The following is a 15,830-nucleotide window of genomic DNA, read 5'->3' as shown; positions in this document are numbered from 1 at the left end:
CGAGCGGTCCGCGCGACGGTCGCGGCGGTTGACAGCCCGGCCGGTTGCCCGTAATCTTGTTCGTCTGTGTGCCTGGACGGCGGTATCGTCTAGGGGTTAGGACACGTGGTTCTCAGCCACGGGACCGGGGTTCGAATCCCCGTACCGCTACCAACCATGGCGCTCAGCAGCCAGTCGACCAGCCCCGCGATGCGGGGCTTTGTCGTCTAGATGCGATCCCGCTTCCTGCTCGCCGCCGCCTTCGGGCTCGCCGCGGGTCTCGCCGGTCTGGCGCTCGGCCAGCTCCCGTTCTTCCGCGTCATCGAGTCGAAGCTCTACGACCTCGACCTGCGCTGGACCGTCGATCCGGCCCGAGCCGATCCGTCCATCGTCATCGTCGAGATCGACGAGATCAGCATGCGCCGCCTCGAGCCCGTCGTCGGGCGCTGGCCGTGGCCACGGCTGGTGCATGCGTCGGTCATCGACTACCTCGCCCGCGGTCCGGCCAGGGCGGTGGCCTACGACGTCAGCCTCACCGATCGCGACCGGCGCACCGGCTTCGACGCCGGCGGCACAACCTGGACTGGCGCCGAATCCGACCAGGCGCTGGTCGACTCGACGCGCGCGGCGGGCAACGTCATCCATCTCGCCGACGCCGTGTTCGAGGGGGCCGCGGATGCGCAGGGCGTCGAGCGGGCGCTGACGGCGGCACCCCAGGGCGCCTATCGCCTGGACGACAGCGTCGACCTGCGTCCTGGGCTGTCGGGCCCGTACCCCGGGCTCGGCGAGGCCGCGATGGCCCTTGGGCACAACCTCATGCTGGTGGACGAGGACGGCCCGGTCCGGCAGGTCATCCCGTTCGTCCGGCGCGACGGGCTGTTCCTGCCGTCGCTGGGCGTGGTGGCGGCGCAGATGGCGCTGCAGGTCCCGAGCGGGGACATCGCGCTCGACGGCGACCACCTGCGCATCGGTCCCACCCGCCTGCCGGTACCGCGCGTGGCCATCCCGAGATTCGACGACGAGGCAGGGCCGACCCGGTACGGGCGTCGTGCGGCCATCCGCTACCGCGGTCCGGCCATCCTGCCCGACGGCCGGACGCCGACCTACCCGACCTACTCCTTCTACGACCTCTTCTACTCCGAGCAGCAGTTGCTCGAGGGGCAGACGCCGCTGGTCGACCCGGGGCGCTTCGCCGGCAAGCTGGTCTTCATCGGGGTCACGGCGGTCGGGCTGAAGGACGTCTTCGCGGCGCCGCTCGGCGAGACCGGCGCGATGTCCGGCCCGACGATTCACGCCAATGTGGCGGACATGATCCTGTCCGGGCGGGTCATCAACCGCCTCGCGCCCTGGTTGTGCGTTCTCCTCGCGCTGCTCGTTTCCGTTGGTGCAAGGGTCGCGGTGATGCCGACGCGGGTCTCGCTCGGCGTCGCGGGCGCCGTGGGGGTACTCGCGGTGGTCCACGTGGCGGGCGTGGCGGCGTTCGGACGCGGACTGTGGGTGCCTCTGGTGCCCTCCACGCTGGGCTGGATGCTGGCGACGGGCAGCGGGTTCGCCTATCAGTACCTGGTCGAAGGACGCGAGAAGCGGCAGGTGCGGGGGCTGTTCTCGCGGTACCTGTCGAAGGACGTGTACGAGCAGGTGCTGGCCAATCCCGCGCTGGCCGAACTCGGCGGCAAGCGCCGCCACATGTCGGTGCTGTTCTCGGACATGCGCGGGTTCACGACGCTCTCCGAGCGTGGGGATCCCGAGGCGCTCGTCCAGCAGCTCAACGAGTATTTCTCGCGGATGGTGGACGTCGTCTTCGCGCACCGCGGCACGCTCGACAAGTTCGTCGGCGACATGGTGATGGCGCTGTACGGCGCGCCGCTGGACGATGAGGATCACGCCGAGCATGCGGTGGCCACGGCCGTGGCGATGGTCAGGGCCCTGGAGGAGCTGAACCGGGGCTGGGCGGCCGAGGGCCGGCCGACGCTGGGCATCGGGATCGGCATCAACTCCGGCGAGATGATTGCCGGCACCATCGGCTCGCGGCAGGTGCGCAGCTACACGGTGATCGGCGATGCCGTCAATCTCGGCGCGCGTCTCGAGTCCCTGAACAAGGACTACGGCACCGCGATCATCATCAGCGAGGCGACCCGACAGCAGTTGCGCATGCCCTGGCCGTTGCGGCCGCTGGGCAGCGTGGTGGTCAAGGGCAAGAGCGTGGCGGTCGATATCTACGAAGTCATCGTCGAGCCCGGTGGGCCGGGGCCGTCGGGCGAGCCGCCAGTGGCGAACATGTGATTCAGGAAGGTCATCAACCGTGAAGGTCATCCGCACAGTGCTGTCCCTTTCCGTGCTGCTCGGGCTCGCGAGCCCGGCGGCCGCGCAGTTCGGACTCCTCGAGCAGGGCGCCAAGCGCGCCAAGCAGGTCAGCGACTTCAACTGGTCCGACGAAGAGAAGGCGGCGCTCGGCCAGAAGGTCAGCGAACTGGTCCGGCAGCGGTATGGCGTGGTGCAGGATCCCGCCGTGCACAAGTACGTCACGCTGGTCGGCCGCACGGTCACCGAGAAGAGCACGAAGCCGGGCCTGCCCTGGACCTTCATCGTGCTCGACACCGATGCCGTCAACGCCTTCGCGGCGCCGCATGGCTACGTGCACATCACGCGGGGCGCCCTCGCGCTGATGAAGGACGAGTCGGAGCTGGCCGGCGTGCTCGCGCACGAGATCGTCCACGTGGCCGAGGAACACACCATCGACGCCCTGAAGAAGAACACGCTCAAGAGCGCGGCGGCCGAGCAGGTGGCCGGCGGCAACGGCCTGATCGAGTTCCTGGCCAACGCCGCCTACAACAACATCCTCGACAACGCCTACAGCCGCGGCGACGAAGGTGCGGCCGACACGCAGGGCATCACGCTGATCAGCAAGGCCGGCTACGCGCCGCAGGGGCTCGGCAGCTTCCTCACCACGCTGGCCGATCGCAACAAGAGCGCGACCGAGAAGCGGGGCCTGTTCAGCTCGCACCCCGAGATGCAGGCGCGTCAGGACAAGCTGACCACGACCATCACGAAGGGCCAGCTGGCCGGCACGCAACTGGTGGCCGACCGCTACAAGGCGACGATCAAGTACAAGCCGGTGCCGCAGTCGCAGATCGCCACCGTTGCCGCGGGCACGAAGGGTCTGGCCGGCGGATCCTCGGCCAGCGCCAAGGACAGCAAGAGCGGCACGACGGCCAAGGCCGACCCGCCGCAGGAGGCACCCAAGAAGAAGGGCTTCGGCCTCGGCAAGCTGGTGTCCGGTGGCGGCAGTGAATCCAAGTCGGCCCAGGTGGTCGGCTCCGGAGGCGCGCGAGGCCTGGACCCGGAGAAGGACGCCAAGGGCGGCGGCAATCCAGCCGTGGTGGCCGTGAAGGTGACGCCCGCCGACCTGCAGGCCTTCAAGAAGGCCGGGTCGCTGACGTAAGCGTGTCGATACCCGTTCTGATCGGTGTGCTGGTGCTGGCCCTGGCCCTCGCGGCTCGGGCCGGCACCCGCAACACCTATGTCAAGCGCAAGCTGGTGTTGTCGCTGGCGCTCGCCAGCGCGTACCTGATCGCCCACGTCGTGTCCCTGTGGGTGGGCACGCCGCCTGGCATCGCGCGCACCCTCGGCACCATCGAGCCCGTGCTGCTGGTGCTCGCCGCCAGCAACCTGATCGTGGTGCTGGCGGTGAACCCGTACCGACAGGACCGCCTGCCGGCGCACCTGCCCGCGATTCTCCAGGACGCCATCACGGTGGCCATCTTCGCCACCGTCGTCGTCCTCTTCTTCAACGATCGACTCCAGCTCACGGCCGCCGCCGGCGCCGTGGTCCTCGGGCTGGCCCTGCAGGACACGCTCGGCAACGCCATCGCCGGACTCGCCCTGCAGGCCGACCAGCCCTACAAGGTCGGCGACTGGATTCGCGTCGGTGACCACGAGGGCCGCGTCACCCAGATCTCGTGGCGATCGACCGTCCTGCGGACGCGCGAGAGCACGCTGGTCGCCCTCCCCAACAGCAGCATCGCCGATGGCGCCATCGTCAACTTCTCGGAGCCGGCGCCGCCCACGCGCATCTTCGTCGACGTCGGCGTGGCCTACGCCGCGCCGCCCAATCACGTGAAGGCGATCATCGTCGAGGCCATCGCCCAGGTCCCCCTGGCGATGCCGACGCCGCCGCCGGACGTGCAGCTGCTCGATTTCGGCACCTCGTCGATCACCTATCGGTGCCGGTGCTTCATCCAGGACATGGAGCGATCGTCGATGGCGCAGGACCAGATGCGCACGGCCATCTGGTACACCTTCCAGCGTCACGGCATCGAGATCCCGTTTCCGATTCAGGTCGAGTATGCCGGCGGCGACATGCCCGTCGTGACGTTCCCGGAGCAGGCGCACCTGCACACGCTGATCGGCAACAGCGCGCTGCTGGGCGGACTGACGGCCGACGCGCGCGCGCAACTGGCCGCATCGGCTCGTCCGAGACTCTACGGCGCCGGCGAAGTGGTCGTACGGCAGGGCACGGCCGGGGGCACCGCGTATCTCATCGGGCGTGGCGTCGCCCGGGTGAGTCTCGGGCCGGAGGACCTGGAGGTCGCACGGCTGCAGGTGGGCGAGATCTTCGGGGAGATGTCGTGGCTGACGGGCGATCCGCGCTCGGCCACGGTCACGGCGGTCGAGGACACGCTGGTGTTCGAGCTCGACGAGAGCGTGCTGCGCGATCTGGCGACGGCCTCAGAGGGCGTGCTCGACACGCTGGCCGACGCCGTGTCCCGGCGGCGGCTCGAGCTGGAGTCCCTCTCGGCCGACACGGCACAGCGCCACCTGAAGGCGCTCGAGCCCCCGCACACGCTGGTGGCCCGGATGAAGCGGTTCCTGCGGCTGGGCTGACCGCGCGGCGGCGACGGTCATGATCCGCCGGAAAACACGAAAGGCGCGGCGGTATACCCGCCTGCGCCTCCGTGTGCTGTCCTGCTGTGCTGAAGGGTTGGACGCACGGGTGCGTCCGTTGGTCGCGTCGCCGGACATCTGCCAGCCGCCTACGCCTGCCTACCCAATCGGCCCGCGCGCGCGCCACCTTTACCGATAGCGCCCCTCCCGGTACCCACGGTCGTATCCCTGCTGGAACGACTGGCGATACTCGTACTTGTACTGCTCACGCGACCCGTACCGACCGTTGTAGCCCTCGTCGCCCTCGCGGTACTTCTTCTTGCGCGTCGGCTCGTAGCGATCGTTGTCGCGCGCGTCGTTCCGCCCGTCGCGATAGCCGTCCTCGAAGCCGCGCTGTGATGCGGGCGATCGTCCGTAGGCGCCACCGTCCCGCGGGTCCCAGCCGCCCTGCGGACGGTAACCTCCGTCGGGATAGCCGTAGGCGGGGCGTCCGTAGCCGCCATTGCCACGGAAGCGGTCGTACCCGGCGAGATAGCCTTCGGCAAAGCCTCGACGGAACAGGTCCGCATCGCGGCTGCCACCGCCGTTGCCCCAGCCCCAGCCGCTGTTGCCGCGGCGGAACTCGTCGTGCTGCCGGTAGTCGCGACGGCGACCGCTCCGCGCATCGCGTTCGCCCTCCCGCAGGCCCGACCGGTAGCCATTGTCGTAGACGCGCTGGACGTCGCCGCGCGACTGACCCCACTGGGCGCGGGCCACGACGGGCTGAGACGAGGACGCCGCTGGCGTGCCGATGACGATCAGCGACGCGACGGCGAGAGTGGCAAGGGTCCGTGTCATGGTGTCCTCCTTCGGGGCGAACACCAGGGAAGGAATCAAGCGGCGTGCCAGCGCCCGTGTCCGCTCACCAGGACACCTCGACGTTGTCCTATTCGGTCCAGACGAGCACACGGGACTCGTCGCTCTTGCGCAGGAAGAGCGGACCGGGACCGGCACTCTCGACGTCCTCGATCGACAGTCGAAGGTTGTCGAGGCCGACTTCGTCGCGGTTGATGTCGATGCGACCGTCCGGCGACAGCCGCAGGAACCACATCGGCACGGTCAGCCTGACGAGGGTGCGCTCGCGCGCGGAGAACACCAGGACGTGCAGGTTGGCGACGGTTCCCCCGCGCCTGCGTCGCTCGGCCAGCACCTTGCGGGACATCTCGGGCCCCGCGGGCCCGGACACGACGATCGGGGCGACTCCGGCGAATCGCTTCAGGATGACGGCGGCCTCGCGCTCGTAGTCGTTGGCAGAGGCGGCGGTCGTCACGGCGACCTGCTGACGCACGACGTAGGCGCAGCTGCCCGCCAGCGCGATGATGCCGAGGACGAGCACCATCAGCATGCCCAGCACGATCGGAAGCCAGCGTCGTACGGCCATCTGAACAGGAGAGACGTTATCCGCGACTGAGGCGTTCGAGCAACCGCATCGCCCGGTGTGGCATTCCTGCGTGTCCTCGTCGGTCTCGCTGCAACAGGACCATCTCACGATAGGTGACGGCTAAGTCGCGGATAACCTTCGCCCGCAGGTGGTACTGCCACTTAGCGCCACACTTGCAGGCTGCCGGGAGAAATCACGTTATGCTTGGGCGTTTACCAGGCGTTCCCCTCCCGGAGTCATGGCCATGGCAAAGACACGTAAGTCATCGAACACAGGTATCGGCAGCAGTCGCGAGTTGCTCACATGGGCGTTCCATGGTCTCGAGCAGGAGATCGCCACCACGCGCGCGCGTCTGGCGGAGCTCGAGTCGCAGGCGCGCAAGCTGCGCACATCAGCCAGGGGAGCCGCGCCGGCCGCCGCCGCCGCCCCGGCTGCGGCCGACACGGCCGCGCCCAAGGTGCGCAAGAAGCGCAAGCTCAGTGCCGATGCTCGTCGCCGGATTGCCGAGGCGCAGAAGCGCCGCTGGGCGAAGGCGAAGGCCGGCAAGGAATAGCGCGGCCCCACAGCCGCGCACACGCCGCGGCTTCGGCAATCGTGCCGGCGTGGATGCGCGCGATGGCATCCACGTCCGGCGCGTAGCCACCGGCCATGCTCACGGCGACGGGCACGCGCTCCGCGTAGCACCGACCGAGCACGATGGCGTCGCGACGCCTGAGCCCCGCCTCGGTCAGGCGCATGCGACCCAGTCGATCGCCTTCATAGGGATCGGCTCCCGCGACGAAGAAGACCAGATCCGGACCTGACGCGAGCACGAGGTCGAGCGCGCCAGTCAGGTGCGCCAGATACTCGTCGTCGGCGATGCCGTCGGGCAGCGGCACGTCCAGGTCGCTGCGTTCCTTGCGGAACGGATAGTTCGACGCGCCGTGCAGCGAGCAGGTGAAGACGCGCGCGTCGTGTTCGAAGATCGCCGCCGTGCCATTGCCCTGATGCACGTCGAGATCGATCACGGCGACGTGTCGGACGCGACCGGTGTCGAGCAGGGTGGCGGCCGCGACGGCGACGTCGTTGAACACGCAGTAGCCCTCACCGCGGTCGCGGAAGGCGTGATGCGTGCCCCCGGCGAGATTGGCCGAGACGCCGTCCTGCAGCGCCGCCCTCGCGGCATCGAGGGTCCCGCCCACGGATCGGCGTGACCGCTCGACCATCTGTGGCGACCACGGGAAACCGATGCGCCGCTGCTCTTCGCGGGTCAACTGCCCGTCACGCACGCGCGCGACGTAGTCCGCGGTGTGGACGCGCGTCAGGTCGTCCCAGGCGACCGCCCCGGGCTCATGCAACGCGTCGGCGGGCAGGATGCCGTCCTCGAGGACGCGCGCCCGCAGGCGTGCGTACTTGTCCATCGGGAACCGGTGGCTGGCCGGCAGGGGCAGGACGAAGTGATCGCAGTAGAACGCCCGCACGCAGGTGTTACGGGGTGGGTGCCGACTCGCCTCGAGCTGCCACCTTGAAGGCCTTGCGCGCCGCCCGGATGGTCGTGTCCACGTGGTCGGTGGTGTGCGCGCCCGACAGGAACCACGCCTCGAACTGCGACGGAGGAAGGTAGATCCCCTGGGCGAGCATGGCTTGGAAGAACCGCCCGTAGGCCGCCGCGTCCGCCCCCCTCGCATCGTCGTAGTTCCTCACCGGCTGATTGGTGAAGAAGACGGTGAGGAGCGACCCGACACGGTTGATGCTGACGTCGGTGCCGGCGCGGTGCGCGGACTCGGAGAGGCCCTCGGCCAGGAGGGCGCCGAGGCGCTCGAGCTTCGCGTACAGTTTGTCGGACAGCTGGGAGAGCGCCCAGAGGCCGGCCGCCATGGCCATCGGGTTGCCCGACAGCGTGCCGGCCTGATAGACGGGCCCATCGGGCGCCACCATGCGCATCAGGTCCTCGCGACCGCCGTACGCGCCCACGGGCAGCCCGCCACCGATGATCTTGCCGAGGCAGGTCAGGTCGGGCCGTACCCCGAGCAGGTGCTGCGCGCCGCCCCGCGACGCGCGGAACCCGCTGATGACCTCGTCGAAGACGAGCAGGGCGCCGCTCCGGTCGCACAACGCGCGGAGGCCTTCGAGAAAGCCTGGCTCGGGAGGCACGACGCCCATGTTGCCGGCGATGGGTTCGACCAGCACGGCGGCCACGCCGCCCTTCACGCGCCCGACCACGGCGTCGACCGACGCCAGGTCGTTGTAGCGTGCCGTCAGGGTGAGGGCCGCGGCGGCCTTCGGGATGCCGGGTGACGTCGGCACACCGAGCGTCACGGCGCCACTGCCGGCCTCGACGAGGAAGCCGTCGGCATGGCCGTGATAGCAGCCGGCGAACTTGAGGACGGCGTCACGCCCCGTCGCGGCCCGGGCCACGCGCAGCACGCTCATCGCGGCCTCGGTGCCGGAACTCGTGAAGCGCACGAGTTCCATCGACGGCACCAGCGAACGCACCAGTTCGGCCATCTCGATCTCGAGACACGTCGGGGCGCCGAAGCTGGTGCCGTGCCGGGCCGTCTTCGTCAGCACGCTCAGCAGGCCCTTCGGCGCGTGGCCGTGGATGAGCGGCCCCCACGACATCACGTAGTCGAGGTACGTCCGTCCATCCTCGTCCGTGATGGACGCCCCCTTGCCGCGCTTCATGAAGCGCGGCGTGCCGCCGACGGCCTTGAACGCCCGGACGGGACTGCTGACGCCACCGGGCATCACCTGCTGTGCCCGCGCGAACAACTTCGCCGACCGCGTTGCCTGTCGCTCTGCCATGCGCGTGTGACCTCGAGAGGGGGAATCCGGCGCGTGCGTCAGAGCAGCCGCGCGGCGTGTCGTGCGTAGTACGTGATGATGGCATCGGCCCCGGCGCGCCGAATCGACACCAGCGACTCCATCATCGCGCGGGCTTCGTCGATCCAGCCGTTGGCGGCCGCGGCCTTGACCATCGAGAACTCGCCGCTGACGTGGTAGGCCGCCGTTGGCAGCCCGAAGGTGTCCTTGACCCGCCAGAGGATGTCCAGATAGGGAAGCGCCGGCTTCACCATCACCATGTCCGCGCCCTGATCGATGTCCAGGGCCACCTGCCGCAGCGCTTCGCGCGCGTTGGCGGGATCCATCTGATGGCTGCGGCGGTCGCCGAACGCCGGCGTCGATTCGGCGGCCTCACGGAACGGCCCGTAGAAGGCCGAGGCGTACTTCGCGGCGTAGCTCATGATCGCCGTGTCGGCGTACCCGCCGCGATCCAGCCCGTCGCGGATGGCACCGATGCGCCCGTCCATCATGTCCGACGGCGCCACGACGTCGGCGCCGGCCTCGGCATGCGACAGCGCCTCCTGCACGAGCAGATCGACGGTGGGATCGTTCTCGACGATGCCGTCGGTCACGAGGCCGCAGTGGCCATGCGACGTGTACTCGCAGAGGCAGACGTCGGTCACGATGACGGTCTGCGGCTGCGCGGCGCGGATGGCACGGACGGCCGCCTGCACGGGCCCCTGCGGGTCACTGGCGCTGCTGCCACGCTCGTCCTTGTGCGCCGGCAACCCGAACAGCAGCACCGACGTCACGCCGTCACCCGCGGCCGCCTCGACCTCCCGCACGATCTCGTCCACCGACATCTGCGCCACGCCGGGCATCGAGCCAATCGGCTTGTGGACGCCCTCGCCAGGGCAGACGAACAACGGGTAGATGAACTGTGACGGCTCGAGATGGGTCTCGCGCACCAGCGCCCGAAGGCCCGGCGTGCGGCGAAGACGACGAGGGCGGTGCGTGAGGTCGAGGGCCATGAGGCTCAGCGCTGGCGGCGGCTGCGGACGTGCGCGACGATGGCGTCCACGAGCGACGGAATCGTGTACGGCGCCTGCGGCATGATGCTCGTGGCCACGCCGAGTTGCTGGGCAGCCTCCGCGGTCACGGGACCGATCGACGCCACCAACACCTGCTGCAGCAGGTCGGCCGCCTGTTCCTCGCCGAGATTGGTCACAAAATGTCGGACGCTCGATGCGCTCGTGAAGGTCACGATGTCGACGTCGCCTTCGAGCAGCTTCTTGTAGATGTCGGGCTGGCCTTCCTGGCCCCAGGTGGCGCGCACGGTGCTGTAGGCCGCGATGTCGTCGACCTCGGCGCCGGCCTGGCGCAGCTCCTCGGGCAGCATCTCCCGCGCGATGTCCGCGCGCGGCAGCAGCATCCGCTGGCCCTCGAGACTGCCTGCGGCCGTCAGCGCCGCGATGACGCCCTCGGCATGATCGTCCTCGGGCATGACGTCCACGCGCAGGTGCAGGCGTTGCAGCCGCTCGGCCGTGGCCGGGCCGACGGCGCAGATGCGCGGTCCGTGCAGGTCGCGGATGTCGCGCACGCGGGCCAGGGCGCGGCGCATGAAGTGGTCCACGCCATTGGCGCTCGTGAACACGAGCCAGTGGTAGCTCGCGATCTGCTCGATGGCACGGTCGACTTCGTCGTAGTCGTCGAGCGGCTCGATGTGAATCGACGGCGCCTCGATGACCTCGGCCCCCAGATCGTGGAGACGATCGACGAAGTCGCCCGCCTGCTCCCGCGACCGCGTGACGACGATGCGCGTGCCGAAGAGCGGCCGCTCGTCGAACCAGCGGAGGTGCTCGCGCAGGCCCGCCGACGGCCCCACCACCAGCACGGCCGGCACTTGCGGGGGACGGGCCGTGAGTTCCTGCGACAGGCTCTCCAGCGTGCCCGACACGGTGCGCTGCTGCGGCGTCGTCCCGTTGTAGATGATGGCCGCCGAGTCGTCGGCGGGGCGCCCATGGTCGAGCAGCGAGGTCGCCACCCGCGCGAGCTGTCGCGGGCCGGCGTAGCAGAGCAGCGTCCCGTCGACCTTGGCCAGCTGGTGCCAGTCGAGGTCGGGCGTGGCTTCCTCGCCGTGCTCGTAGCCGCGGATGAAGGTCAGCGTGTTGCCCGAGCCGGGATAGGTGACCGGGATGCCCGCGTACGCCGGAATGCCCACCAGCGCCGGGATCCCCGGCACCACCTCGAAGCGGATGCCCTGCTCGTGCAGGAACAGGGCTTCCTTGCCGCCGCTGTCGAAGACGAAGGGATCACCCCACTTCAGCCGGACCACCGACTTGCCTTCGCGCGCCTTCTCCGCGACCAGCAGGCAGATGGCATCCTGCGCCATCTCGCCCGGCGCGGCATCACCGACGTCGATGCACTCGGCATCGGGACGGGCCATGCGCAGCAGTCGCGGGTCGATCAGCGTGTCGTGAACGACGACGTCGGCACGGGTCAGGTAGCGCAGCCCGCGCACGGAGATGAGGGACGGGTCCCCAGGGCCAGCGCCCACGATGGACACGGAAGTCATGACTGAATCTTACTGCCGAAGCGGATCGGGAGCACGCGGCTCCGGTCACTCGTCGGCGGGCAGCGGGCCATCGTACTCGCGCACGGCATCCAGGATGGCCCCGGCGCCGTCGGCCAGCAATCGCTCGGCGACCTGCTCGCCCAGGGCCTCGGGATCGCTCGCGTCGCCGAACCCGATCGCGCGCACCTCGTGCTCGCTCTCGATCGAGGTGACGCAGGCCAGCAGCTCGAGACTGCCGTCCTCGCCCTGCCGGCAATGGGCCCCGAGCGGCAGCTGACAGCCGCCGCCGATCGCCGCCACCAGGGCGCGTTCCACCCGCAGCGCGACGTCGGCGGCCGCGTCGCTCATCGCCACCAGCGTCTGCGTGATGTCGTCCGCGTCCTCGCGACACTCGATGGCGACGATGCCCTGGCCGGGCGCCGGGATGCAGACGTCCACCGGCAGGCAGCCACTGATGCGTGACCCGCGATCCAGTCGATGCAGGCCGGCCGCCGCGAGCACGAGGGCGTCGTACTCGCCGGCGTCGAGCTTGCGCAGACGCGTGTCGACGTTGCCGCGGACGGGCAGGAACTCCGCGCCCGGGAACTGTCGATGCAACTGCGCGACGCGGCGGACGCTGCTGGTGCCGATGCGGGGCGTCGGACCGAGCGCCCCCGCGAGGTCGGCGAGCGTGGCGTCGGAGAGGCCGCGGGCCTCCGGCACCACCACGGCGTCGCGCGCGTCGGCACGCGGCAACACGCCGGCGATGTGCAGGCCGACCGGCAGCGTCACCGCCATGTCCTTGGCGCTGTGCACGGCGAGGTCGATCTCGCCCTCGAGCAATGCGTCCTCGATTTCCTTCACGAAGAGCCGCTTGCCCCCGATGTCGGACAGCGGGGCCTCCTGCAGGCGATCGCCGTCGGTCCGGATGACGACGATCTCGCACGGGGCCACGCCCAGGGCCTCGAGCCTGGCCTTGACGGTGTGGGCCTGCCACAGCGCAAGGGCACTGCCGCGGGTGCCGATACGCCAGGTGACGGTCATCGACGGGTGCCTCGTCGAGCGGCGTCGGCCCGGTCGGCCTCGGCGGCCGCAGCGTCCTCGTCGAGGGCGAACAGGCGGCGGAGCGCCGCGGAGCAGGCATCCATGGTGTCGTGGTCGTCGATGGCCTTGAGTTGTTCGGTGGGGGTCAGCAGCAGCTTCTCGACCATCAGCCGCGTGATCTCGTCGACGCGGTCGCGCGCCTCCGGGCCGAGGGCCGCGAGCCGCGGCGCGAGCCGGTCCAGCTCCGCCTGGCGCACGCGCTCGAAGCGCGTCCGCAGGGCGACGACGGTCGGAATGGCGGCGCGCGAGCGCAGCCAGGCGTACCACGCCGAGACCTCGTCGTTGACGAGTCGCTCGGCCTTCGATACGGCGTCCTGCCGGCGCGCCAGGTTCTCCTGGACGATCCCCCGCAGGTCGTCGATGTTGTAGAGGAAGACCTCCTCGAGCGCGCCGACCTCAGGGGCGACGTCACGCGGCACCGCGAGATCCACCACGAACATCGGGCGGCCGCGGCGTGCGGCGAGCACCCGGCGCATGTCGGTATCGGTCAGCACCAGCTCTGGCGATCCAGTCGCAGAGACGAGGATGTCGGCGTCGACCAGGGCATCGAACCTGGCATCCCAGGGCGCCACCTGGCCGTGGATCTCGGCCGCGAGGACCTCACCGCGATCCTGCCGGCGCGTCGCCACGGTCGTGCCGGCGACGTGCTGATGGAAATGCAGCGCGCTCAGGCGCGCCATCTCGCCCGCTCCGAAGACGACGACCTTGCGCCGCGCCAGGTCGCCGAAGATCTTGCGCGCGAGCGTCACCGCGGCGTAGCTGAGCGACACCGCGCCTTCGGCGAGCCCGGTGTCGGTGCGCACGCGCTTGCCGATGGCGAACGCGCCATGGAACAGCCGATTGATGACGCTGCCGGTCCCGCGCGACTCGCTGGCGACCTTGTAGGCGTCCTTCACCTGTCCGAGGATCTCGGGTTCGCCGACGACCAGTGAATCGAGTCCTGCCGACACCCGGAACAGATGACGGGCGGCGTCGGCGTCCATGCGGACGTACAGCGCGGCGTCGATGTCCTCGCGACTCACCCCGCGGTAGTCGGCCAGGCAGCCGATGATGCGCTCGCCCATCAGTGCGGGATCGGCGGCCACGGCGTACACCTCGGTGCGGTTGCACGTCGACAGCAGCACCGCGTCGTCGCAGCCGTCGGTGGCCAGGCGATCGAGCGCGGCGGGCACCATCGAGCGGCTGATGCCAATCCGCTCGCGCACCTCGAGGGGCGCCGTGTGGTGACTGAGGCCGACCAGGACGAGGTGCATCAGGCGAAGTTGTGGCTCCGGGCGAAGAAGTACGCCACGGGCAGGAAGTTCAGCAGGACGATGGCGAAGCCGAGCGCGGACAGCCAGGCGGCCCGGCGCGGGGTGAGGCCAGCCCACCGGCGCGTGCCGAGCAGGATGCCGTAGACGACCCAGGTGATGACGGCCATCAGGATCTTGGGATCGGTGATGGTCATGTGCGGCAGGCGCGGATCGTCGGCCATGTGGATGCTGACGTCGCGCAGCCAGACGGCACCGCCGACCAGGCCGATCGTCAGCAGCAGCCAGCCGATCCCCACCGCCCGCATGTTCATGCGGTCGAGCACCTGCAGGGACGGCAGGCGCTGGAAGAACACGCCGGGCGTGCGGCGCTTCAATTCGCGGAACAGCAGGACATAGGTGATGCCGATGACGCAGGCCAGGGCGAAGCTGGCGTAGGCGAACAGCAGCGCGCCGACGTGCACCGCCACGAACGGCGCCCGGAAGTACTCGGGCACGTCGGTCGGCATCGCGCCGTGCGCCACGAGGCCCTGCAGCGCCACGAGCAGCGGCGTGACGAAGATGCCGATGCCCCGTTCGTCGGTCGACAACTCGACCGAGAGGTAGGCGATGGCGAGCATCCACACGAAGGTCGACACGGCGCCGGTGCGGCCGGCCATCGGCGGCACGCCGAGGTCCATCGTGTACATGCCGAGCACGAACGTGTGCACGAGCACGGAGACCAGGAGCAGGCCCGTCGCGATGCGGCCGGCCAGCGCCTTCTGGCTGCTGAAGTGCCAGACGTAGGCGCCGAACGTCGCGGCATAGAGAACGGCGAGGCTCATGGCACGGGGGCGGGCCTACTCGGTCGGCCCGTAGTAGCCCTGCTTGGTACGGGCGATCGCGTTGGGCCGCTCGATGCGGACGACGACGCGCCGCCAGCGGCCGTCGCGGCGCTGGTTGCGCGACGCGTAGCCGACGGTGTACTGCGCCGCGAGTTCGTCGGCGACCGCGCCGTAGATGGCCGGCAGTTCCTCGGCGCTGGTCGGGAAGAACGCCTTGCCGCCGGTCTCCTGGGCGAACTGCTTGAGCACGAAGTCGGATTCGCTGAAGCCGCCCATGGGCCGGCCCTTGCCCCCGCCGTCCTTGAGGCCGATGGCGTAGATCTGCACCTCGGTCCGCTTGGCGAGCTCGAGCACTTCCTCGAACGGCACGAGGCTGGACGTGTCCTCGCCATCCGAGAGCACGACGATGGCCTGCCGACGGACCTCGTTCTGGGCACTGGCGGCGCGAATCTTCTTGAACTCGTTCAGGGCGATGTAGACCGCGTTGTAGAGCGACGTCGAACCGCCGGCGGTCGTGCGCTTGATTGCGGCGGCCAGACGCGCCTGGTCGCTGGTGAAGCCCTGGAGAATCTCGGCGCGGCTGTCGAAGTCGACCACGGTCAGGATGTCGTCGGTGCGCATGCGCTCCACGAACCCGATGGCCGCGCGCTGGGCGGTCGGCAGCTTGTCGTTCATGCTCGCGCTCGTGTCCACGAGCAGGCCGAGCGCGGTCGGCAACTGGGTGCCCGAGAAGAAGATGACGTCCTGCTTGACGCCGTCCTCGAACACGGAGAAGGCCTCCTGGGGCAAGCCGCTCACGAAGCGGCCGTCACGTTCGGTGACCGTCACGTTGAGGGACACGACCTCGACGCCGGCGCGAAACGTGGGCTGCTCGGGCGCGGCTGGTGGCGCGGGCGGCTGATCGGTGGAGACGCCCGGCTCAGCCGGAGGGGCGCCCGGTGTGACGGGCGCCTGGGGCGCGGCCGGTGCGGGCGCGGCTGGTGCGACTGGCGCCTGCGTGCCGACTCTGGCACCGAGCGCGAGCGCGAGGACGCCGCCGATCACGACATGGC

Annotated in this window: 14 protein-coding genes and 1 tRNA gene; 5 read left to right on the top strand and 10 right to left on the bottom strand. The window is 69.9% G+C overall.

The window, feature by feature from the left end:
- Positions 1 to 78 precede the first annotated feature (78 nt).
- The 4 genes from Q0C41_RS09175 to Q0C41_RS09160 all read left to right on the top strand — a co-directional run bounded on the left by Q0C41_RS09175 (position 79) and on the right by Q0C41_RS09160 (position 4,863).
- Positions 79 to 153 (top strand) — tRNA-Glu (locus Q0C41_RS09175).
- Between the two features lie 57 nt (positions 154 to 210).
- Positions 211 to 2,262, top strand: a complete 2,052-nt coding sequence (locus Q0C41_RS09170; RefSeq protein WP_291983062.1) for a CHASE2 domain-containing protein — start codon at positions 211 to 213, stop codon at positions 2,260 to 2,262.
- Between the two features lie 19 nt (positions 2,263 to 2,281).
- Entirely contained in the window at positions 2,282 to 3,421 is a 1,140-nt protein-coding gene (locus Q0C41_RS09165; RefSeq protein WP_291983059.1) for a M48 family metalloprotease, read from the top strand.
- A gap of 2 nt (positions 3,422 to 3,423) precedes the next feature.
- Positions 3,424 to 4,863 (top strand): mechanosensitive ion channel family protein, encoded by a 1,440-nt coding sequence (locus Q0C41_RS09160; protein ID WP_291983057.1) that lies wholly within the window; start codon positions 3,424 to 3,426, stop codon positions 4,861 to 4,863.
- Positions 4,864 to 5,052: 189 nt separating this feature from the next.
- On the opposite strand, the gene Q0C41_RS09155 is transcribed toward Q0C41_RS09160, so the two are convergent.
- Together Q0C41_RS09155 and Q0C41_RS09150 are read right to left on the bottom strand one after the other, a co-directional pair.
- A complete protein-coding gene (locus Q0C41_RS09155) occupies positions 5,053 to 5,700 on the bottom strand; it encodes a hypothetical protein (protein ID WP_291983055.1) in 648 nt (215 codons plus the stop codon).
- A gap of 88 nt (positions 5,701 to 5,788) precedes the next feature.
- On the bottom strand, positions 5,789 to 6,283 hold the full coding sequence (locus Q0C41_RS09150) for a hypothetical protein (protein WP_291983053.1): 495 nt from the start codon (positions 6,281 to 6,283) through the stop codon (positions 5,789 to 5,791).
- Positions 6,284 to 6,527: 244 nt separating this feature from the next.
- Here Q0C41_RS09150 and Q0C41_RS09145 point away from each other — a divergent pair, with 244 nt between their 5' ends.
- Positions 6,528 to 6,836, top strand: coding sequence for a hypothetical protein (locus Q0C41_RS09145; protein ID WP_291983051.1), 309 nt, complete (start codon positions 6,528 to 6,530; stop codon positions 6,834 to 6,836).
- Here the strand turns inward: Q0C41_RS09145 and Q0C41_RS09140 are convergent.
- From Q0C41_RS09140 to Q0C41_RS09105, 8 genes are all read right to left on the bottom strand, one after another.
- A complete protein-coding gene (locus tag Q0C41_RS09140) occupies positions 6,760 to 7,743 on the bottom strand; it encodes a histone deacetylase (RefSeq protein ID WP_291983049.1) in 984 nt (327 codons plus the stop codon). The genes Q0C41_RS09145 and Q0C41_RS09140 overlap by 77 nt on opposite strands.
- Positions 7,744 to 7,750: 7 nt before the next feature.
- A complete protein-coding gene (hemL, locus tag Q0C41_RS09135) occupies positions 7,751 to 9,067 on the bottom strand; it encodes a glutamate-1-semialdehyde 2,1-aminomutase (protein ID WP_291983047.1) in 1,317 nt (438 codons plus the stop codon).
- A 38-nt stretch (positions 9,068 to 9,105) separates the two neighbouring features.
- Entirely contained in the window at positions 9,106 to 10,077 is a 972-nt protein-coding gene (gene hemB, locus Q0C41_RS09130) for a porphobilinogen synthase (protein ID WP_291983046.1), read from the bottom strand.
- Positions 10,078 to 10,082: 5 nt separating this feature from the next.
- Entirely contained in the window at positions 10,083 to 11,621 is a 1,539-nt protein-coding gene (gene cobA, locus Q0C41_RS09125; RefSeq protein ID WP_291983044.1) for a uroporphyrinogen-III C-methyltransferase, read from the bottom strand.
- A 45-nt stretch (positions 11,622 to 11,666) separates the two neighbouring features.
- Positions 11,667 to 12,644, bottom strand: coding sequence for a hydroxymethylbilane synthase (gene hemC, locus Q0C41_RS09120; protein WP_291983042.1), 978 nt, complete (start codon positions 12,642 to 12,644; stop codon positions 11,667 to 11,669).
- Positions 12,641 to 13,957 (bottom strand): glutamyl-tRNA reductase, encoded by a 1,317-nt coding sequence (gene hemA, locus Q0C41_RS09115; RefSeq protein ID WP_291983040.1) that lies wholly within the window; start codon positions 13,955 to 13,957, stop codon positions 12,641 to 12,643. The genes hemC and hemA overlap by 4 nt, the downstream gene beginning before the upstream one ends.
- Positions 13,957 to 14,778, bottom strand: coding sequence for a cytochrome c biogenesis protein CcsA (ccsA, locus tag Q0C41_RS09110; protein ID WP_291983038.1), 822 nt, complete (start codon positions 14,776 to 14,778; stop codon positions 13,957 to 13,959). The genes hemA and ccsA overlap by 1 nt, the downstream gene beginning before the upstream one ends.
- A 15-nt stretch (positions 14,779 to 14,793) precedes the next feature.
- Positions 14,794 to 15,830 (bottom strand): VWA domain-containing protein (locus Q0C41_RS09105; RefSeq protein ID WP_291983036.1); only part of this gene is annotated, 1,037 nt, incomplete at its 5' end.

This window comes from Luteitalea sp. (assembly GCF_022842525.1).
Lineage (GTDB): Bacteria > Acidobacteriota > Vicinamibacteria > Vicinamibacterales > Vicinamibacteraceae > Luteitalea.
Note: the sequence above shows the minus strand (reverse complement) of the source record. Positions and strands in the feature narration are given on the sequence as shown.